This is a genomic window from Dietzia sp. 111N12-1, assembly GCF_001658045.1.
Lineage (GTDB): Bacteria > Actinomycetota > Actinomycetes > Mycobacteriales > Mycobacteriaceae > Dietzia > Dietzia kunjamensis.
Genome location: NZ_LSSV01000013.1, coordinates 26,929 through 47,299, shown reverse-complemented (window position 1 = coordinate 47,299; position 20,371 = coordinate 26,929). Strand labels below are relative to the sequence as shown.

The window sequence follows — 20,371 nt, the reverse complement described above, 5'->3', positions numbered from 1 at the left end:
TCAGCCCTCCCCGCCGGCCGCCGACCGCGCCGCCTCCCGGGTGAGTTCCAGCAGTCGGGCCATCGCCTCCCGGATCCCGGTGGCCAGTAGATCGGGGTCGGGGGCCAGATGCTCGCAGGCGTTGATCCCCACGTCGAGTCGACCGCCCATGGACATGGCGGTGACCGAGAGTCCGGAACCGTGCATGAGGGGCCCGAGCGGGTAGACGTGGGTCACCCGGCATCCGAGGAAGTCCAGTCCCTGACGGGGCCCGGGGATGTTCGACACGACGAGGTTGTGCACGACGGGATGCAGGTCCGCCAGGTGGAAGTCGCCGTAGATCCGCATCAGCATCTGCAGGGTCCGGGCGGGGGCGAGCGTGGCGATGTCCTGGATGAGGTCCGGCCGCATGCCGTTCTTCGACTGCTTCTTGCCCCGGCTGGTGCGGGCGGCGATGGCGCGCAGGCGCTCGAGCGGGTCGGCGATGTCGGTCCCGAGGGACGCGAACAGGACCGTCACGCGGTTGTTGCCCCGGGCGTCCTCGGCGTCGCGGGTGGAGACGGGGACCACGGCGACGAGCGACGTGTCGGGCAGGTCGTCGTGGGAGCGCAGGTACCGCCGCAGCGCGCCGCCCATCACCGCGAGGAACACGTCGTTGACGGTCACGCCGAAGGCGTCTTTGATCTCGCTGATCTCGCCGAGGTCGAGTGGGGCACCCCAGACCGCCCGGTGGGGGGTGATGGTGGCGTTGAAGCGGGTGCGGGGCGCGGTGAACGGTGCCGCCCTGGGGACGACGACGCCGTCGTCCGTGGCGTCGGCCGTGCCCGTTTCCCCCGGGGCCGGATCGTCCGACTTCTTCTTGGCGGCCGTGGCCCTGCGCAGTGCGAAGGGGAGCGCGGCGAATTCGGGTACCAGCCGGGCCAGGGTCAGCGGGCGGCGTACGGAGAAATCCCACCACCCGCCGGCGAGGAGCCGGATGGGGTTGGCGTTGCCCGCCTCGACGCGGACCATGTCGAGGTCGCGGGCGGAGGGCTGCTCTCCGGCGGAGGCGAACTTGCGCAGGATGTTCGCGCCGTTGGCCCCGTCGAGGATGGCGTGGTGGGCCCGGAAGTACACGACGATGGTGTCCGGTTCGGTGAGCCGCTCGAGGACCCACATCTCCCACAGGGGGCGTGACCTGTCCAGCGGGCGGCTGCCGAGGGTGCCGCACATCTCGAACACCGCGCGGTCGTCACCGGGGTGGTCCACGTCGACGCGGCGGACGTGTGCGGTGATGTCGAGGTCGTATTCCTCGACCCAGGCGGGGTGGCCGAGGTTGAGCGGGGAGTCGTAGATCTTGCGGCGGAGTTCGGGTAGTTCCTTGATCCGGCGGCCGAGCTCGGTCCGGAGCCATTCGAAGGAGTACCCGACCTCGAGGCCGGAGACGTCGACGAAGAGGATCCCACCCACCACGAGGGGTTGCTGGGGGGTCTCCATGTACAACAGGCTCGCGTCGAAACCGGTCATTCGCTCCATCGATGCGCTCCAGCTCTCTCGGTCCCGGGACGGCCGGGGTCGTGGTGGGGTTCATTGTGAACCCCGGCACGGGGGATGTGGCCGAGTTCGGTGGATGGGCCGCGGGGCCTAGACTCGACCCCGTGGCCGAGAACGCACAGACCGACTCCCAGATCGCCGCCGAGGCGGTGGCGCCCCGCCCGGTACTCGTGGTGGACTTCGGCGCCCAGTACGCCCAGCTCATCGCGCGCCGCGTGCGCGAGGCGCGCATCTACTCCGAGGTGATCCCGCACACCGCGACGATCGAGGAGATCCGCGCCAAGGACCCCGTCGCCCTGGTGTTGTCCGGCGGACCGGCGAGCGTGTACGCCGAGGACGCGCCCTCGCTCGACCCGGCGGTGTTCGATCTGGGTCTGCCGGTGTTCGGCATCTGTTACGGCTTCCAGGCGATGGCCGGTGCCCTCGGCGGCGAGGTCGCGCACACGGGTAGCCGCGAGTACGGCCGCACCGACGTGAGCGTGTCCGGCGGCCTCCTGCACGCCGGCCTGCCGGAGCACCACCCGGTGTGGATGAGCCACGGGGACGCGGTCACGGCCGCGCCCGAGGGGTTCACCGTCACCGCGTCGTCGTCCGGTGCCCCGGTCGCCGCGTTCGAGTGCACCGAGCGGCGCATGGCCGGAGTGCAGTACCACCCGGAGGTCCTGCATTCGCCGCACGGCCAGCAGGTGCTGAGCCGCTTCCTCACCGAGGTGGCGGGGCTCGAGCCGACGTGGACCGCGTCGAACATCGCCGACCAGCTGGTGGAGGCCGTCCGCGAGCAGATCGGCGACGGCCACGCGATCTGCGGCCTGTCGGGCGGCGTCGACTCGGCCGTCGCGGCCGCCCTGGTCCAGCGTGCGATCGGGGACCGCCTCACGTGTGTGTTCGTCGACCACGGACTGCTGCGTGCGGGTGAGCGCGAGCAGGTCGAGAACGACTTCGTGGCCGCCACCGGGGCCCGCCTCATCACGCTGGACGACTCCGACGTCTTCCTCGGGCACCTCGCCGACGTCACCGACCCGGAGACCAAGCGCAAGATCATCGGGCGCGAGTTCATCCGGTCCTTCGAGCGGGCGGTGACGCAGGCGCTCGAACTCCAGGGTTCCGGTGAGGCCGCCGCCTCCTCCGTCGACTTCCTCGTCCAGGGCACCCTCTACCCGGACGTCGTCGAGTCCGGTGGCGGTGCGGGTACGGCCAACATCAAGAGCCACCACAATGTCGGCGGCCTGCCGGACGATGTGGAGTTCACGCTCGTCGAGCCACTGCGGTTGTTGTTCAAGGACGAGGTCCGCGCGGTCGGTCGCGAGCTCGGTCTGCCCGAGGCGATCGTCGGCCGCCACCCGTTCCCCGGTCCGGGCCTGGCGATCCGCATCGTCGGCGCCGTGGACCGTGACCGCCTGGAGACCCTGCGCGCGGCGGACGCGATCGTGCGCGAGGAGATGACCGCGGCGGGTCTGGATTCCGCGGTGTGGCAGTGCCCGGTGGTCCTGTTGGCCGATGTTCGGTCGGTGGGCGTGCAGGGCGACGGCCGGACGTACGGTCATCCGATCGTGCTGCGGCCGGTGAGTTCCGAGGACGCCATGACCGCCGACTGGACGCGCGTGCCGTACGAGACCCTGGCGCTGATCTCCAACCGCATCACCAACGAGGTCCCGGACGTCAACCGGGTCGTGCTGGACGTGACGAGCAAGCCGCCGGGCACCATCGAGTGGGAGTGAGCGGGCCGGGCGTCAGCGGCGGATGACCATCATCAGTCCCACGAGTACCGCCAGGACGAGTCCCGCGGCCAGCAACGCCGTCGGGGCGATCGCGGGCGCTCCCAGGATCGCCCACACCGCCACTCCCAGCGAGGTCACGCCAGCCAGGGCGAGAACCGGGGACCCGAACCGCCGGTGCTCCACCACCTCGACGGCGCCCGACGGGGCGGTCGCGGGCTCGGGGGAGACCCCGAATCCGAGCGGTTCGGGTGTCGGGTGTCCGATGCCGTAGGGCAGCGGGTCGTACAGTTGCGGGTCGAACCGCGGCGACTGGTCGGGCGGGGCTCCCGCGGTGGAGTGGTGGCGGTCGTCTGCGGGCGTGTTCGTATTCATCGGGTGACCTTCACGCTTCCCATCTCGGTGGTGATGTCCAGGGTCAGGACCGGCCCGTCGGTGTCGGCGGGCGGGTCGGGGCAGTCGACGGAGCCGATCTCGGTCCGGCAGTCGGCCTGCACGGCGAGCCCGTCGGGCAGCAGCACCCGCACCTCACCGACCTCGTTGGTGATGCTGTAGCTGCGGTCGCGGTCCAGTTCGAGCTCGCGCATGTCGACGGTGACGGTGCCGACCTCGTGGGTGACCGGCGTGTCGAGCTGGGCGGGGGAGGTGATCTCCACCCGCTCGTCGCCGATGGTCTCCCAGCCACCCGTGGGGACCTGGACCGACAGGGCGAGCAGCACGAACCCGACGAGTGGTCCGGCCACCACGAGCAGCCCGTACCCGCGGCGGGTGACGGCGCCGACGAGCAGCCCGCCGGCCACCACCGCCAGGGCGATCGCGGCGATGCGCGTGGTGTCGAGCCAGGTGAATCCGCCCAGCGTCGACAACCCGGTGGCGACCGCGGTCGCGATGAGTGCCAGGCCGAGCGTGACCTTGGTCAGCCGCGACCGGGGCCGGGTCGGTTCGACCGGGGCGGGGGCGAGGCCGGGTTCGGGCAGGTCCCACGCGAACGGGGCGGCGCCGAGCGGATCCCACGACGGCGGCACAGGGGGCCCGAAGGGGGCTCCGGGGCCGGAGCCGGGCTCCTGGGAGGCCCCGGGCGCGCGCCACGGTCCGGCGCCGGTGGCCGGGGCCCGGCCGCGCGACGCGTCGGGTCCGCGAGCGGCGGAGGGCCGCACCGCGGAGACCTCCGCCCACCCGGCGGGCGGTTCGGGGGTGCGCCGGTGCAGGCCGTACCAGCCGGCGAGCATCGCCGCGACCATGAGGAACCCGGCGCCGAGGAGGAGGGTCTCCCCGGATCCGCCGAAGGTGGGGGCGGAGAGGAGGACGACGACGACGAGGACCACCGCGGTGACCTTGGAGCCCGACGCCCGGCCCTTCCCCAGGAGCGCCTCCCCGGAGGAGACCTCGTCGCCGGCGGAGCGCAGGAGCAGCCACATCAGGGCGTACAGGAACACGCCCGCCCCACCCCACAGTGCGGCGACGACGAACGCGACGCGGAAGAGGACCGGGTCGACGCCGTAGCGCCGACCGAAGCCGCCGCAGACGCCGGCGATCCTGGAATCGTCCGGGGTCCGGACGGGACGGGTCCGCCACAGGGAGCGGAGCTCTGACGGGAGGTCGGGGGTGCTCGTTCTGGACATGACCCCATCGTGCTCGGCGGGAGTCCGCGGCACATCGGGGTCCGACCCTGATTTCCGACCCCGAGGCCGCCGGGGAGGGAGGATTGCGAAATGGTCGACACCGTCATGGGTTTCCTGGGCTCCGACGAACAGCTGCGGCTCTTCGGGGTGACGCTGGTCGGGGTCAGCGGGCGGACCGTTCTCAAGGTGCTCCTCAGCATCCTGCTGTTCGTGCTGCTGTCGCTGTTCACGTCGATCTCGCGGGCGGTGATGCAGGCGATCACCGGGCCCGCCGGGTCCGCGTCGAGGTTCTGGACGAAGCAGAGTCTGCAGCTGTTCACCGCCGTCGTGGCCGTGCTGGCGCTCTTCTCCATCTGGGTGACCCCGGGAACCGACCTGACCGTGGGGGTCGGACTCGTCACCGCGGGCCTGGCGTTCGCGTTGCAGAAGGTGATCGCGAGTCTGGCGGGATACTTCGTCATCCTCCGGGGGCGGGTGTTCGCGGTCGGCGACCGGATCGCCGTGGGTGGGGTCCGGGGCGACGTGATGTCGCTCGGTTTCCTGCGCACGACCGTCATGGAGATGGGATCCCCGTCGTCGATGGCCGGCGCGGAGACCGGCAACTGGGTACCGAGCCGTCAGTTCACCGGCCGGGTGGTCACGGTGTCGAACGGCGTCATCTTCGACGAGGCGGTCTACAACTACACCCGCGGGTTCCCCTTCCTCTGGGAGGAACTGTCGCTCACGCTGCCGTTCGACGTGGATCTCCGACGTGTCGACACCGTGTTCCACGCCTGCGCCGACCGGCACACGAGGGAGCTGAGCGACGAGGCGATGGCGAGCATGCAGCAGATGAGCCGCATGTACGCGGTCGATGTCCGGGAGTTCGGGCCGCAGGTGTTCGTCTCGCTGCAGGAGGACGGGATCCTCGCCACCGTCCGCTTCGTCGTGGGCAGTCACGGTGCGCGGGCGGTCAAGGACGCCATCTCCCGCGACCTGGTCGCCGGATTGCGGGAGGGGGGTGTCTCGCCGGCGAGCGTGGCCGTGGATATCCGGGTACTTCCCGATTCCCCTCGGGGCGATGATCTGTGACGATGGCGTCCATGAGTGAGAACGCGACCGATCCCGCGCCGGCCACCGCGGTCCGGTCGGCGTCCCCGGTCGCCGGACCACCGGCGCGGCCCCCCGTGGCGACGACCGACTTCCGCTGGTATCCGCGGTTGACCCGGGGCAGCGACGGATCCGTGGTCGCGGGCGTGTGCGTGGGCCTGGCCGACCACCTCGGGGTGCGGGTCGTCCACGTACGCCTGGTCATGGTCCTGCTGGCCACGCTCTCGGGCGCCGGCGTCGCCCTGTACTCGGCGCTGTGGGCGCTCACCCCGACGGGGCCCGCGCCGGCGGGCGCGGGCCGGGGCGACGAGCGCGAGCGCAGACGCGGCATGGCACTGGCCGTCGTGGCGGTGGCGGGCGCGGTGCTCTCGTTCATGGTGACCACCGCCACGGGACTGAGCGTCATCGTCCCCGTCCTCGTCGTGGCCCTGGGTGCCGGGCTGGTCTGGCAGCAGTACGACGGTGGGGGACGAGTCGCGCCGCGGTCGGTCTTCGACTGGGCCAGGGTCACCGCAGGGGCCACCCTCGTCGTCGTCGGGCTCGCCGTCGTGGTCCTCGGTCAGGTCGAGTTCGCCGCGCTGCGGTCGTCCCTCCTCGCGGTCGTGGCCACCCTCGTCGGCGTGGGACTGCTCAGCGTGCCGGTCGGACTGCGACTGTGGCGGTCCCTCGAGGAGGAGCGCGCGGCGCGGATCCGCGAGTCCGAACGCAGCGACATCGCCTCCCACCTGCACGATTCCGTCCTGCAGACCCTGGCACTCATCCAGAAGAGGTCCGATGACCCGGGCCAGGTGGCGCGGCTCGCCCGCCGGCAGGAACGGGAGCTCCGACAGTGGCTGTTCGGCGCCGGCTCCCGGATGTCCTCGGGCGCGGCGACCTTCGCGGGGGCGGTCGAGGTGATGGTCGGCGACGTCGAGGACGTCTACGGACTGCGGGTGGACCAGGTCGTGGTGGGTGGCGACGGCCCGGTCGGCGACGCCGGGGAGGCGGTCCTGGGCGCCGTCCGCGAGGCCCTGGTCAACGTCGCCAAGCACGCCGGCGTCGACACCGCCGACGTGTTCGTGGAGAACGACGGACGCACGCTCAGCGCGTTCGTCCGCGACCGCGGACGCGGCTTCGATCCCGATGCCGTGGGCGGCGACCGCCACGGGCTCGCGCAGTCCATCCGACACCGCGTGGAGAGCCGCGGTGGGACCGTGCGCGTGCGCAGTACGCTCGGGCGCGGGACGGAGATCGGGATCGAGATGCCGCTGGAGGACGAATGACGGACGGGCCGCAGGACGGGTCGGAGGAGTCGGCGGCGGTGGGCGGCGGGATGTGCCGGGTCTTCCTCGTGGACGACCACGCGGTGTTCCGCAGCGGGGTCCGTGCCGAACTCGCTGGACAGTCGGCCATCGAGGTCGTCGGCGAGGCGGGCTCCGTCGCCGAGGCCGTGACCGGCATCGACCGGGTGCGTCCCGACGTGGTGCTGCTCGACGTGCACATGCCCGACGGCGGCGGCGTGGCCGTGCTGCGGTCGGTGCTGGGGGCCGACCCGGGCGGCGTGGCCGATCCCGCCCGCGCCCCGGAACCGACCTTCCTCGCGCTGAGCGTCTCCGACGCCGCCGAGGACGTGATCGCCGTGATCCGGGCCGGCGCGCGCGGCTACGTCACCAAGACCATCACCGGCGAGGACCTGGCCGCCGCCGTGTGTCGGGTCGCCGACGGGGATGCCGTGTTCTCCCCGCGACTGGCCGGGTTCGTGCTGGACGCGTTCGCGCGCGCCTCCCCGGGCCCCGCCGATCGTGGCGAGCCCGTCCACGACCCCGAGGTCGACTCGCTCACCCCGCGTGAGAAGGAGGTGCTGCGGCTGCTGGCCCGCGGCTACACCTACAAGGAGATCGCCGAGGAGTTGTTCATCTCGGTCAAGACGGTGGAGACCCACGCCTCCAACGTCCTCCGCAAGACCCAGCAGTCCAACCGGCACGCGCTGACGCGCTGGGCGCAGTCCCGACACCTGGACTGATCCCCTCGCCCGGCCCGGCCGGAGTGGCTTCTCGCCCGGGTCGGCTCCGCGCACCCACCCGGACCGATAGCGTGACCGGGATGAGCGAACCGTGCGACCTGCCCGTGTGCATCATCGGTGACTCGTTCGTGGCCGGATACGGCGATGACACGGGCCGCGGGTGGACCGCGCACCTGATCGAAGCCGGCCCCTCGGCCGGTGTGCACATCCACGCCGCGGTCGCCGGGATCGGCGGGGACACCTCCGAGATGATCCTGGCCCGCTGGGACGAGGTCGATCGTCGGCGGGCCGCGTTCCCCACGACCGCGGTGATCGCGGAGTTCGGCGTCAACGACGTCATGGAGCACGAGGGCGCGTTGCGTGTCGACGAGGCGGGCACCGTCGCGGCGCTGCGCGGAATGATCGACCGGGCGCCCGAGGGGCGGTTCCTCGTGGTGGGGCCGCCGCCGGTGGTGTGGGACGAGGTCAACGAGCGTATCGCCGCCCGGGCCGAGACCATGGCGCAGGTGTGCGACGAGGCCGGGGTGCCGTTCGTGCCGACCTTCGACGTGCTGCTGGCGGGTGGTCAGTGGATGCGCGAGGTCGCCGCCGGCGATGGCGCCCACCCCGGGCCCGGCGGGTACGAACAGTTCGGCCAGGTGATCTCCGGTCCTGTGCTCGAGTGGTTGCGTCTCCTGCCGGATGTCGAGCCGGGTTACTAACGGGAACTCTTCATGGCGGCCCTGACCGTCACCGTCGGGTCCGCCTCGAGCTCGGCCACGCGCGTCGAGTCCATCGGCAGCAGCGCGATGCGCCCGTCGGAGTCGAAGTGCAGCGCCCAGCCGTAGGTCTTGGCCAGCGGGGAGGTGCGCAGGCACGGTTGGCCCGTGGAGAAGAACCGTTCGCGTTCTGCTGCGCGGTCGACTTCGGCTATGTCCTTGCGCTGGCAGTACACGTCGAATATCAGGTCATCGCTCGTCCACCTGTAGTCCTCGCCCGAGAGTCGTTCGTACTGCAGCTCGGCGACCGACCACTTCCCGGAGGGCGGGGCGGTCGCCGCCACGGCCCTGGTGTCCGGGGCGGGCAGGATCAGGGTGTCGGTGTAGTGGGTGGTGTGCATTGTGCGCCTCTGTTCCTGTAGCGGTCCCGGGTGTCCGGTTGTCCCGGCGGTGAGGTGATGGTCTCCGGTAACCTGATTCTCGTCGTACGCCCCGTACGGCGGCAGGAGGATGAATCATGACGAGTCCGCAGAACCCTGACCGTGTCGGCGAGCATTCCGAGGAGCCCGCGGACAAGGCCCGGTACGACCACGACGACGCGGTCGCCGACGAGTGGGGTGACGAGTCCTTCCCGGCCAGTGATCCCCCCGGCGCGCTCTGAGTCAGCGCAGGATCTCGAACTGTTCGGACACCGCCCGCAGTGCACTCGCGCTGCGGGCGAACTGTTCGCGTTCGGTGGTGTCGAGCTCCAGCTCCACCACCCGCTGGACGCCGGTCCGCCCGATCACCGCGGGCACCCCGATGAAGATCCCGTCCTGGTCGTACTCGCCCCGCAGCAGGGTGGAGACCGGTAGCGAGACCTGCTCGTTGCGCAGCACCGCCCGGGTGATGCGGGCCAGCCCCATCCCGATGCCGTAGCTGGTGGACCCCTTCGAGTCGATGATCCGGTAGGCGGCGTCCCGGGTCTCGTCGAAGATCTGCGTCAGACGTTCCCGCTTGGCGGGGTCGCCCGCCAGGTCGCGGCGCAGCGGCACCCCGGAGACGTTGGCGGAGGAGAAGACCGGCAGCTCGGTGTCGCCGTGTTCCCCGATGATCGAGGCGTGCACGCTCATCGGTGCCACGTCGTAGTACTGGCCCAGCATGAACCGGAAACGCGCCGAGTCGAGGATCGTGCCGGAGCCGATGACCTGCGCGGCGGGGAGCCCGGAGTAGCGCCACGACGCCTGGGTGAGGATGTCGACGGGATTGGTGGCCACCAGCAGGATGCCGTCGAACCCGGTCGCCATGACGTCACCGACGATGTTCTCGAACAGCGTCATGTTCTTGCCCACGAGGTCGATGCGGGTCTCGCCGGGTTTCTGGGCTGCGCCGGCGCAGATGACCACCATGGTGGCGTCGGTGCAGTCGGCATAGGTGCCCTCGGTGACGAGGGTGGGGGAGGGCGCCCACACGACCCCGTGGTTGAGATCCATGACCTCTCCGACGAGTTTGTCGTGGTCGATGTCGATGATGGTCAGATGGTCGGCCAGCCCCTGGTTGACGAGCGCGTAGGCGTAGGCGATACCCACGTCCCCGGCGCCGATGAGCACGATGCGATTCCCGACGGAGGCCTTCATGCCCGCAAGGGTAGAGGCGTGGGGTCGCCGCCCGGAGGGTATCGGAGGAACGTCGGTGGGCCCTGCCGTCCGGCTCGGCCCCGCTATCCGGCGGCGTCGAGCACGGCGCGGTGACGACGCTCGATGGTGATCCGGTCGTCGGCGTTGCGGGTGGCTTCGAGGGCGTCGTCACGGAGCTTCGTGGCGTGGTGGGTGAGGACCGCACGACGGTCGGGGGCATCGAGGACCTGCGTCGCGACGGCGAGGACGTCGAGGATCCTGATGCTGACCGCTGGAGCGCCCGCACCGTACTGCCGCATCTGGTCGAACATCGTGGCGACGAGGCCGGCGAAGTCGGAGGTCGCCACGACGAGGCGGACCTCCCCGTCCCTGGCGTGCACCCCGGTCGGCCATTCCCTGTCCTCGAGGGTGCACAGGGCGTCCCCGAAGCGGTCCACGACGTCGACGGCGGTGAACGGGTCGTTGGTCCCGGGACTCAGTGCACGCGTGCCCACCTCGGCGAGGAGGCGGACGGCGTGCTCGACATCCTGGTCGCGGGTACGGGATTCGCCGACCGTGAGGGCGGGCATGATGCCCTCGGGCAGGGTGGGGACGGACTCGGCCACGGGGGAGTTCGGATAGAGATAATCCCCTGGTCGCACCAGGAGCCGGATCGTCGTCCCGGTCTCGACGGCGAGTTCGACGAGCCGCTCGTGGTCGACGAGCTGCAGGTAGCCGCCCTTCTCCACGAGGAGAGTCTCCGCGTCCGCCCAGAACTCCTCCTCTGGTGGGGGCAGCACATCGCGGTCCGGATCCGTCAGTTCGGTGGCGGTGAGCAGGGAGGAACGTAGATCCGTGGTGAGGAGGTTCACGACGCGGGTGGTGTTGATCGACCCGGTGACGTGACCGATGAAGTACACGAGTGCGCCGATGCACCCGAGCGCCAGGATGAGGGCCAGGGTGACGTTGTACTGGGGGACGAACGGGGTGCCCTCGTCGCCACCGGTGACCGTGCGGAGGCTGTAGAGGCTGAAGGCGAAGGTGGAGATGAAGACGCCCAGTGTGATCTGGTTGCCGCGGTCCTCGGTGAAGTTCTGGAGCAGGCGCGGACCCATGGTGCCGGCGGCGTAGGAGAGGGCGGCGATGGTGATGGAGAAGACGGTGCCACCGACGCCGATCGAGCTGCTCGCCACGGCGGCGAGGATGCTCCGGGAGCCCTCCACGCCGCCGCCGTAGATCCAGGAGGCCGCCTCGTCACTCGTGCCCGGGTTGGTGGACAACCACGCCCCCAGGTGGGCGAGGCCCAACGCGACGAGGGTCATCACGGCGGGGAGAAACCAGAAGCGCCGGCTGATCTGTCGGAGTCGGAAGCGTAGTCCGGCCATGGCTGTCCTCTCTGTGGTGGACACAGCGTAGCCGGTGGGTCCGACGGTGAAGCGCGTTCCGGCCTGTCGAACAGGTGTTCTTGCGCGATGTCGTACCCGTGGTGTTCACTGATCGCGTACTCGAAAAGCCATTCGATCAATGGTCTGTCCGGCGTGTCGGACCCGGTGGGAGGTGGGGATGATGGTAGTGGCGACGTCACCTGTCGACCTGTCCGGCCTCGGCCGGGAGGAGCGTGTCACGGAGCTGCGTCGCCGCCTGGCCGCGATGCCCGGCGGCGGTGCACCCGCCGCGGTTCGCGCCCAGGCCCCGGCAGGGCCGGCTTCGGTCGTCTCTGCGCCCTCTGCTCCGGCTGCCCCGGCTGCCCCCGTTGCCCCCGTTGCCCCCGCGGAAGCGGCGGAGATCGTGGTTCCCGGAGTCGCGGTTCCGGGGTCGGTGGCGCCCCTGTTGCCGGGTGGGGTGCTGCCCGCGGGCCGCGTCACGGCGGTGTCCGGCAGCGCCACCCTACGGGTGGGGTTGCTCGCCGCGGCCACGGCCGCCGGTGCCAGGTGTGCGGTGGTCGGATGGCCGGAGCTCGGCGTGGCCGCGGTGGCCGAGCAGGGAGGTCGACTGGACTGTCTGGCGCTGGTCCCGGATCCCGGCCCGGATCCCGCAGCGGTGGTGTCCGTCCTGCTCGACGGGCTGGACCTGGTCTTGCTGGGGCCTGGTGTGGCCCCGGTCGCCCCGTCCCGTGCGCGGGTGCTGGCGGGGCGGGTCCGAGCCGCTGGCGCGGTGTTGCTCGTGGGCGCCGGGTGGCCCGGGGCGGAGCTGACACTGGCGGGGCGGCACTGCCGCTACGGCGGACTGGGTGTGGGCGCGGGTCGGCTGGCCTCGGTCTCCACGGTGGTGCGCTGTTCCGGCCGGGCGGCACCCGCCCGGACCGCGGAATGGGTGGCGGCGGGATGAGCGCCCGGGTCATGGCGGTGTGGTGCCCGGACTGGCCGACGGTCGCGGCGGCACGGGCCGAGGGGCACGGGCTGCATCTTCCGTTGGCGGTCGTCGGGCCCCGGGGGGTGCTCGCGTGCAACGCCGTCGCCCGCGCGGTGGGGGTGCGTCGTGGTCTGCGCCGGCGTGAGGCGCAGTTCCGCTGTCCCGAACTCGTGGTGGTCGCGGCCGACCCGGCCCGGGACGCCGCGTGGTTCGAGCCCGTGGTGCAGGCGCTCGATGCCGTCGTCCCGGGTATCGAGGTGCTGCGCCCCGGACTGTTCGTGTTCTCCGCAGCGGGTGCCCTGCGCTTCCACGGTGGGGTCGAACAGGTCGTCACCCGCGTCGTCGACGCGGTGGCGGCCGCCGGCGCGGAGTGTCAGGTGGGCCTCGCGGACGAATTGCCCACGGCCGTGCTCGGGGCCCGCGGTTCGGCACTGCTGGAACCAGGTGGGGACGCTGACTACCTGGCCGGATTGCCTGTGGACGCACTCGTGGTGGAACCCGCGTTGGGGGACCCCGAGGTGCTGTCCGAGTTGGTCGGGTTGCTGCACTGCCTCGGCGTGCGGACGCTCGGCGACTTCGCCGCGCTACCGCCGCGTGATGTGGCCACCCGCTTCGGGGAGGGGGGTGCGGTGGCGCACCGTATCGCCCGCGCCGTCCCGTGGCGTCCGCCCTCGGTGTCCGCGGTGCCCACGGGGTCGGCGGTCGAGCACCGGTGCGACCCGCCACTGGAGCGTGTCGACGAGGCCGCGTTCCTCGGCCGGCGGCTGGCGGGGGAGTTGCACGCCGTGCTCGCCGCGTCCGGCGTCTCGTGCCTGCGTCTGTCCATCACCGCCCGGGTGGAGGGCGGTACGGAGGTCAACCGGGTGTGGCGGTGCTCATCGCCCCTCACCCCGGAGGGCACCGCCGATCGGCTCCGCTGGCAACTCGAGGGTTGGCTCACCGGGACCGCGATCGCCGGTGGGGCCGGGGGCGCGGTCACCGCCCTCGTCCTGGAACCGGTGGAGGTGGTCCCCGCCGGCCGCGTACAGGAGGGGCTCTGGGGCGAGGCCGGGCTCGCGGAGGCCCGCGTCCACCGCGCACTGGTGCGGGTCCAGGGTCTGCTCGGGCCCGAGGCGGTCCGTGTGCCCGTGGAAGTGGGTGGCCGCGGGCCGGCCGAGCGGGTGCGGTCACTGCCGTACGGTGACGCCCCGGCCGAGCCCGCCGCTCAGGGGCCGTGGCCGGGGGCGCTGCCCGCCCCCTCGCCGTCGGTGGTGTGGCCGGGGCCGGGCTACCGGTTGGAGATCCGCGAGAGCGGCGACCCGGGAGCCGCCGTCGCGGCGCGGGTGGCCCTCGTCAGGGGAGTCGTGCTGCGCAGTGCAGCCGGAGATGTCGTGGGGGTGACCCCGCGGGGTCTGCTCAGCGGCAGGCCTGCCGCGGTCGAGGTGGGCGGTCGCCGTTGCGCGCTGCTCGGCTGGTCACGGCCGTGGCCGATCGACGAGGCCTGGTGGGAGCCGACGCCCGACGGCGAGCCTCGCCGCCCTCGGGCCCGCATGCAGGTCGTCCCCGAGCGTGCGGCGGCATTGCTGCTCTGCGGCGTGCTCGGGGACGAACAGGGGAACTGGATCGTGGAAGGAGTCTACGAATGAGCCGTTCGCGGATGAGGCGCCCCCGGCGCGGCTCAGCGCTCGATGTCGACCACCAGGCGGGTCGGGTTCTGCAGCAGGAAGGCGGAGAATGCCCGGTCCGAGCCCTCGAGGCCGATCACGGACTGCGCCTGCCCCTCGAACTGTCCCGTGAACGCCACGCCCGCCACCCCGGTCGCGTCGTCGCCGGCCACGGTGCCCACGGGGACCTCCTCCATGCCGGTCTGGGTGGGCAGGACCTGGCCGCCGATCGTCACCTGCAGGAAGGAGTCGCCCGGCACTTCCACCGGAAAGCCGCTGCCCTGCTGGGCCGGGCTGTCCACATAGTCCACGGAATAGCTCGGGGTCCCGCGGCCGTCGAGTTCGAAGACCACACGGTCCTTGCCCTGGAAATTGCCCATGCGGATCTCGGATACCACCAGTTCTGCGCGTCCGGCGGCAGCGTCCGCCTCCTCGCGCTTGGGGGCGGAGTCCGTCGGGCCGGCGGTGGGGTCGGCGGCCTCGGTCTCCTCCGGCGCCAGAGCCTGCGCCAGGGCGGCCGGGGAGGATCCCGCAGTGGTCGTCTGGCTGGTGGCGGGGGCGTCGGTCGAGGTGTCGGCCCCGCAGCCCGCCATGGCCAGGGACGCGGCGGCGGTCAGGGCGGCGGCCGCTGCGAGGCGGCGATGTCGGGTACGCATGGCCCCAGCTTAAGTCCCTCTCATCACTTTTGTCCCACGAGGTGGCTACAGTTACACCACGTCGCGCGGTGGGGCACCATGGGGGCGTGTCAGTCATCGATCCCACCCCACTCACTGCCTGGTGTTCCCTCCAGTCGGCCGATGAGCCGCCCGCCGGTACCGCGGCCCACGAGGAATCGTGGGTCCTGTTGGAGGTTCCCGCGCGCTGGGGACGCGATATCTTCGACGGCGAAGCCCTGGGCGAGGAGCTGTCCGAGCGACTCAAGGAACATGTCTCGGCCTGCGGATCCCGGATGCTCTTCATCCGGCGCCCGGGCCGCGAGGGCCAACGCATCGACCGTCACCGTTTCTACCTGTGCGACACCAGGCCCGGCCGGCGGAGTATCCGGGTCGGCCGTGTCGACCGTCCCGCGGACATGCTCGACCTGGACCTCTCGCCCGGTGGGCACGTGGCGGGTACCCGCGAGATCTCGGCCCCGGTGCCGCTGGTGTGCACCCACGCCAAGCGTGACCAGTGCTGTGCGGTCCGGGGGCGTCCGGTCGTGGCCGAACTGGATGAGCTGGTCGGAGCCCGCCTGTCCGCGCTCGATCCGGACGCCGCGGTGTGGGAGTGCTCCCACACCGGCGGGCACCGCTTCGCCCCGGTCCTGCTGCTCCCCGGCACCGGCTACACCTACGGACCCGCGGAGGCGGATCTCGCGGCCCGCATCGTCGAGGCCGAACTGGACGGTCGGGTCGTCACCGAGCACCTGCGGGGTCGCAGCACGTGGGCGCCGGCCGGGCAGGTGGCAGAGGTCGCCGTCCGGGAGTCCGGCGTGGAGGCGGGGATCGACGATCTCATCGTCGACGTCGACCCGGATGACCCGCTCGTGGTCGTCGTCCGGCACACCGACGGACGCGCCTGGCGGGTCGAGGCAGGGAAGCGACCGCTCCCGCCACGCCAGCAGAGTTGCCGCAAGCCCGCCGGCGAGGCCTCGGCGTGGGTCGTGGAGTCCCTCACCCTGCTCTGAATCGACCCACCGACACCGGGCGGGTGAGCACCGGTGAACTGGTACCACGGACCCAGGACGTGGTCGGAACTCGAACGGGTGCTCTCCGGACGACCGGGCCCGCGAGGGGCCGAGAACCCGCACCCCGGCGACGGCAGCGACGCCCCCGCCTGGTCACGCAAGCGTGGCGGGTACACGGCCCCTCCGCGGGCCCGCGCCCGGGGGCGAGTGCCGTACGCGGAGCTGCACGCCCACACCGCGTTCAGCTTCCTCGACGGGGCCTCCTCTCCCGAGGCCATGGCCGAGGCGGCGGCGGAACTGGGGCTCACGGCGCTCGCGATCACCGACCACGACGGGTTGTACGGGGTCGTGCGCTTCGCCGAGGCCGCCTCCGAGCTGGGACTGGCCACGGTGTTCGGGGCGGAACTCTCGCTACCGGGCGGCGAGCACCTGCTGGTCCTGGCCAGGGGTGAGGAGGGCTACCGGCGGTTGTCGCGCTCGATCGCCCACGCCCACCTGCGGGGTGGGGCAAAGGGCGAACCGCGGTACGAGATGACCGAGCTCGCGGAGGCGGCCGGCGGTCACTGGTATGTGCTCACCGGCTGTCGTCGAGGCCGGGTCCGTCGGTCCCTGGAGCGCGGCGGGACGGGGGCGTCCGACTTCGACATCCCCGCTGCCGGTGCGGCCCTGGACCAGCTCGTCGAGCTGTTCGGTCAGGACAGGGTGGTCGTGGAGCTGACCTGTCACGGGGTTCCCGAGGACACGGAACGATGCGACGCGTTGGCGGGTCTCGCCGCGCAGGCGGGCCTGCCCGTCGTCGCGACCACCGCTGCCCACTGCGCCGGGCCGGAGGACGCGCGACTGGCCTCGGTCATGGCGGCGCTCGGTGCGCGCGACGCACTGGAGACCCACGCAGCGCACCTGCCCGCCGCGGGCGGGGCGCACCTGCGCTCGGGCGAGGAGATGACGGAACTGTTCGACCGCTGGCCCGATGCCGTGGCCGGGGCGGACAGGCTGGGCCGGGAGTGCGCGTTCGACCTCCGGCTCATCGCCCCGCAGCTACCTCCGTTCGACGTCCCCGAGGGTTACACCGAGGACACGATGCTCGCCGAGCTCGCCTACGCCGGCGCCGCCCGTCGCTACGGGACACGCGAAGAGGCCCCGGAGGCGTATGCGCAGATCGACCGCGAACTACAGGTGATCGCCGAACTGGGCTTTCCCGGGTACTTCCTCGTCGTCCACGACATCGTCGAGTTCTGCCACCGCGAGGGCATCCTCTGCCAGGGCCGCGGCTCGGCCGCCAACTCGGCGGTCTGCTACTCGCTGGGGATCACCAACGTCGACCCGGTGGGCGCCCAGCTGTTGTTCGAGCGGTTCCTGGCGCCGGAGCGAGACGGTCCGCCGGACATCGACGTGGACATCGAGTCGGGCCGTCGGGAGGAGGCCATCCAGTACGTCTACTCCCGGTACGGCCGGAACCACGCCGCCCAGGTCGCCAACGTCATCACCTACCGCGGACGATCGGCCGTGCGGGACGTGGCCCGGGCCCTGGGCTACTCCCCGGGGCAACAGGACGCGTGGTCGAAGAGCGTCGACCGGTGGTCGGGGTTGAAGAACCACGAGAGGGAGGCCACCGAGCACACCGTCCCGCCCGATGTGCTCGCGCTGGCACGGCGGCTCGTCGGACTGCCCCGCCACCTGGGGATCCACTCGGGAGGCATGGTGATCTGCGACCGCCCGGTGGCGGACGTGGTACCCGTCGAGTGGGCACGCATGCCGGGACGGACGGTCCTGCAGTGGGACAAGGACGACTGCGCGGCGGTCGGGCTGGTCAAGTTCGACATGCTGGGCCTGGGCATGCTCACCGCACTGCATCACGCCATCGACCTCGCGGCGGAACACAAGGATCTCGACGTGGACCTGGCCCGGTTGGACCTCGCGGACCCGAAGGTCTACGAGATGCTGTGCCTGGGCGACTCGGTGGGTGTGTTCCAGGTGGAGTCCCGCGCACAGATGGCCACCCTGCCCCGGCTCCGACCGCGGACGTTCTACGACCTGGTGGTCGAGGTGGCGCTCATCCGTCCCGGCCCCATCCAGGGCGGGTCCGTGCACCCCTACATCCGTCGCCGCAACGGCCGGGAGAAGGTGGTGTTCGACCACCCCGCGCTGGAGGAGGTGCTGGGACGCACGCTGGGGATCCCGCTGTTCCAGGAGCAGCTCATGCAGATCGCCACCGTCATCGCGGGCTTCACCGGAGCGGAAGCCGACCAGTTGCGCCGCGCGATGGGGTCCAAGCGGTCACCCGAACGGATGGCCCGACTGAAGGAACGGTTCTTCGACGGGATGCGCGACCTGCACGGGATCGGCACCAGCCCGCCCGGGACCCCGGTCACCGGGCCGGAGGTGGGGGAGCGGATCTGGGAGAAGATGTGCGCCTTCGCCAACTACGGCTTCCCCGAGAGCCACTCCCAGTCCTTCGCCGCCATCGTCTACTACTCCGCATGGTTCAAGTGCCACCACCCGGCGATCTTCTGCGCGGCGCTGCTGCGCAGCCAGCCCATGGGCTTCTACTCGCCGCAGTCGCTCGTCGCCGACGCCCGCCGGCACGGTGTCACCGTGCACCGCCCGTGCGTCAACCGCTCACTCGGTGGGGCCACCTGCGAGAACGATGGTGCCGAGGTGCGCCTCGGACTGGAGTCGGTCCGGGCGATCGGTGAGGACCTGGCCACCGCGATCGCCGATGAACGCGACACCCACGGCCCGTACACCTCCGCCGCCGACCTCGCCGGCCGCACCGGCCTGTCCGTCCGGCAGATGGAGGCACTCGCCACCGCCGGGGCGCTCGACTCGCTCGGCACCGGGGGCCGTCGGTCCGCCCTGTGGTCGGCGGCCACCGCGGCCCGCGAGAAGCCCGGCATGCTGCCCGGGCTCAGCCAGGTCGACGCCCCGGCCCTGCCCGGCATGAGCGTCCTCGAACTCACCTCCGCCGACCTGTCGGCCACCGGGATCAGCCCCGAGGAATACCCGACCGTCCACGCCCGGCCGTGGCTCGACTCCCGCGGCGTATGCACCACCGCCGGGCTCGCCCACGTCCCCGACGGCAGCCGCGTCGAGGTCGCCGGAGCCGTCACCCACCGGCAGCGCCCCGCCACAGCGGAGGGCGTGACCTTCCTCAGCCTCGAGGACGAGACGGGCATGACCAACATCGTGTGCTCGGTCGGCCTGTGGGCGCGATACCGGCCGATCGTCTCCGCGTCCCCGGCGCTCATCGTCCGCGGCACCGTGGAGAACCGCTCCGGCGCGGTCAGCGTGGTGGCGGACAAGATCGAACGCCTGCACCTGGGCATGGCGATCGGCCGCAGCCGGGACTTCCGATGACCGCCCTACGATGTCCGCGCCCACAGCACGGCGCGGACGCTCGCGACCGCACAGAGCAGCCAGATGCCACACAGGGCGACCACGGTCACCAGGCTCGCGGCCGCCCAGCCGAGGTGATGGGCGCCCAGCGCGCAGGTGCCCAGCGGGTAGGCCATCGCCCACCAACCCGGATTGCACGGCATCCGGGCGAGGAAACCCCGGATGGTCGACACCACCGCGAACGCCCCCAGGCCGGCACCGGCGATCAGGACGACAGCGCCGTACAGTCGGGCGATCCCCGCCTGACCCGGCCCGGCCAGCACCTGCGCGGCGGCCGCCGACTGGCCGACGATGCCCAGCGGGATCCAGGTGGAGGGCGACAACGCCACCGGAACGGGGGTGCGGAACCACGCGTGGTGATAGGCCATCGTGATGACGGCGCCGCCCAACCCGAGGGCCGCGATGAAGCCGAAGGTGCACACCGCCACCACCGCCGTGCGCACGGTGGGGGAGTCGATCTGCCCGGCCAGGACACCGCCGGTGGTCGCCGAGACCATCGGCGGCACCATCGGCAGCGCCCACGTGGGCAGCGGATGGGCGGGACGGGTGGTGAACAGCCAGACGGCGAACCCCGTCGCGGTGGCCAGGCCCAGGACGGTGCCCGCCCCCCACAGCGCCGCGTCCACGCCGAACGCGACCGTGGACAGGGACGGGGCACGCGCGTCGACCACGACGAAGCTCGCCGACCCCACCGCCAACAGACCCATCGAGACCATGCCCCACAACGGCAGCATCGCCGCGTCCCGCACCGACCGGGTCCAGACGTCAGGGTCCCGGACGATCGACCGCGCGAACCCGGCGCCCAGACCGACCAGCAGCAGCCAGCCCAGGGCCAGCATGACGAGCGCGAGCGGCCCGAAGCCGGGCACGCGCTCGGCGTGGATCTGCAGGAGGGCGGAGAGGCCGCCCGTCCCCATGACGGCCCCGAACCAGGCAGGTCCGGGGCCGGGTACGGCGGGCGCCCCGGGGCCGGGTCCTGTCGCTGGGGCCGAAGTCACCAGGACACTATGCCGGGGCCTCGTCGTCGTCGGATCCCCGGCCCCTCACGGCGCCCGGAAGGGGCTCGGGCGCCACAGAGGGC

General features: G+C 72.0%; 18 protein-coding genes. 10 read left to right on the top strand and 8 right to left on the bottom strand.

Annotated features, from left to right (window positions below; all coding sequences use genetic code 11):
• The gene (locus tag AYO52_RS02195; RefSeq protein ID WP_067712583.1) at window positions 1-1,494 is read right to left on the bottom strand and encodes a wax ester/triacylglycerol synthase family O-acyltransferase; all 1,494 of its coding nucleotides are present in this window, start codon (window positions 1,492-1,494) and stop codon (window positions 1-3) included.
• A gap of 122 nt (window positions 1,495-1,616) precedes the next feature.
• Here AYO52_RS02195 and guaA point away from each other — a divergent pair, with 122 nt between their 5' ends.
• Window positions 1,617-3,230, top strand: coding sequence for a glutamine-hydrolyzing GMP synthase (guaA, locus tag AYO52_RS02190; RefSeq protein ID WP_305790904.1), 1,614 nt, complete (start codon window positions 1,617-1,619; stop codon window positions 3,228-3,230).
• A 12-nt stretch (window positions 3,231-3,242) separates the two neighbouring features.
• On the opposite strand, the gene AYO52_RS02185 is transcribed toward guaA, so the two are convergent.
• Window positions 3,243-3,602, bottom strand: a complete 360-nt coding sequence (locus AYO52_RS02185) for a hypothetical protein (protein WP_067712580.1) — start codon at window positions 3,600-3,602, stop codon at window positions 3,243-3,245.
• Window positions 3,599-4,849, bottom strand: coding sequence for a PspC domain-containing protein (locus AYO52_RS02180; protein ID WP_067712577.1), 1,251 nt, complete (start codon window positions 4,847-4,849; stop codon window positions 3,599-3,601). The genes AYO52_RS02185 and AYO52_RS02180 overlap by 4 nt, the downstream gene beginning before the upstream one ends.
• Before the next feature lie 90 nt (window positions 4,850-4,939).
• Between AYO52_RS02180 and AYO52_RS02175 the strand changes: the two genes are divergently transcribed.
• The 4 genes from AYO52_RS02175 (at window position 4,940) to AYO52_RS02160 (ending at window position 8,641) form a co-directional block, all read left to right on the top strand.
• Window positions 4,940-5,920 carry a mechanosensitive ion channel family protein gene (locus AYO52_RS02175; protein ID WP_082923702.1) on the top strand — a complete coding sequence of 327 codons (981 nt, stop codon included), beginning with the start codon at window positions 4,940-4,942 and terminating at the stop codon, window positions 5,918-5,920.
• An 11-nt stretch (window positions 5,921-5,931) separates the two neighbouring features.
• On the top strand, window positions 5,932-7,200 hold the full coding sequence (locus AYO52_RS02170) for an ATP-binding protein (RefSeq protein WP_082923711.1): 1,269 nt from the start codon (window positions 5,932-5,934) through the stop codon (window positions 7,198-7,200).
• Window positions 7,197-7,940 carry a response regulator transcription factor gene (locus AYO52_RS02165; RefSeq protein ID WP_172812095.1) on the top strand — a complete coding sequence of 248 codons (744 nt, stop codon included), beginning with the start codon at window positions 7,197-7,199 and terminating at the stop codon, window positions 7,938-7,940. The genes AYO52_RS02170 and AYO52_RS02165 overlap by 4 nt, the downstream gene beginning before the upstream one ends.
• An 80-nt stretch (window positions 7,941-8,020) precedes the next feature.
• Window positions 8,021-8,641 (top strand): GDSL-type esterase/lipase family protein, encoded by a 621-nt coding sequence (locus AYO52_RS02160; protein WP_067712739.1) that lies wholly within the window; start codon window positions 8,021-8,023, stop codon window positions 8,639-8,641.
• Here the strand turns inward: AYO52_RS02160 and AYO52_RS02155 are convergent.
• Window positions 8,638-9,039, bottom strand: coding sequence for a DUF6157 family protein (locus AYO52_RS02155; RefSeq protein WP_067712574.1), 402 nt, complete (start codon window positions 9,037-9,039; stop codon window positions 8,638-8,640). The genes AYO52_RS02160 and AYO52_RS02155 overlap by 4 nt on opposite strands.
• 116 nt (window positions 9,040-9,155) lie before the next feature.
• Between AYO52_RS02155 and AYO52_RS18485 the strand changes: the two genes are divergently transcribed.
• A complete protein-coding gene (locus AYO52_RS18485) occupies window positions 9,156-9,299 on the top strand; it encodes a hypothetical protein (RefSeq protein WP_167457923.1) in 144 nt (47 codons plus the stop codon).
• Between the two features lies 1 nt (window position 9,300).
• Here AYO52_RS18485 and AYO52_RS02150 read toward each other — a convergent pair whose 3' ends face one another.
• Window positions 9,301-10,254 (bottom strand): L-lactate dehydrogenase, encoded by a 954-nt coding sequence (locus tag AYO52_RS02150; protein ID WP_067712571.1) that lies wholly within the window; start codon window positions 10,252-10,254, stop codon window positions 9,301-9,303.
• Between the two features lie 83 nt (window positions 10,255-10,337).
• Window positions 10,338-11,618 carry a DUF2254 domain-containing protein gene (locus AYO52_RS02145; RefSeq protein ID WP_067712569.1) on the bottom strand — a complete coding sequence of 427 codons (1,281 nt, stop codon included), beginning with the start codon at window positions 11,616-11,618 and terminating at the stop codon, window positions 10,338-10,340.
• A gap of 403 nt (window positions 11,619-12,021) precedes the next feature.
• On the opposite strand from AYO52_RS02145, the gene AYO52_RS02140 reads away from it, so the two are divergent.
• A complete protein-coding gene (locus tag AYO52_RS02140) occupies window positions 12,022-12,561 on the top strand; it encodes a hypothetical protein (RefSeq protein WP_253701770.1) in 540 nt (179 codons plus the stop codon).
• Window positions 12,558-14,210 (top strand): DNA polymerase Y family protein, encoded by a 1,653-nt coding sequence (locus tag AYO52_RS02135; protein WP_067712735.1) that lies wholly within the window; start codon window positions 12,558-12,560, stop codon window positions 14,208-14,210. Before AYO52_RS02140 ends, AYO52_RS02135 begins: the two co-directional genes overlap by 4 nt.
• A 32-nt stretch (window positions 14,211-14,242) precedes the next feature.
• On the opposite strand, the gene AYO52_RS02130 is transcribed toward AYO52_RS02135, so the two are convergent.
• Window positions 14,243-14,884: a hypothetical protein gene (locus tag AYO52_RS02130; protein WP_067712563.1), complete on the bottom strand. Its 642-nt coding sequence runs from the start codon at window positions 14,882-14,884 to the stop codon at window positions 14,243-14,245.
• Between the two features lie 86 nt (window positions 14,885-14,970).
• Between AYO52_RS02130 and AYO52_RS02125 the strand changes: the two genes are divergently transcribed.
• Together AYO52_RS02125 and AYO52_RS02120 are read left to right on the top strand one after the other, a co-directional pair.
• On the top strand, window positions 14,971-15,894 hold the full coding sequence (locus AYO52_RS02125) for a sucrase ferredoxin (protein WP_067712561.1): 924 nt from the start codon (window positions 14,971-14,973) through the stop codon (window positions 15,892-15,894).
• Between the two features lie 33 nt (window positions 15,895-15,927).
• Window positions 15,928-19,251 (top strand): error-prone DNA polymerase, encoded by a 3,324-nt coding sequence (locus tag AYO52_RS02120; protein ID WP_172812094.1) that lies wholly within the window; start codon window positions 15,928-15,930, stop codon window positions 19,249-19,251.
• Between the two features lie 5 nt (window positions 19,252-19,256).
• Here the strand turns inward: AYO52_RS02120 and AYO52_RS02115 are convergent, their stop codons facing one another.
• Entirely contained in the window at window positions 19,257-20,288 is a 1,032-nt protein-coding gene (locus tag AYO52_RS02115; RefSeq protein WP_216635301.1) for a C4-dicarboxylate ABC transporter, read from the bottom strand.
• Window positions 20,289-20,371 lie beyond the last annotated feature (83 nt).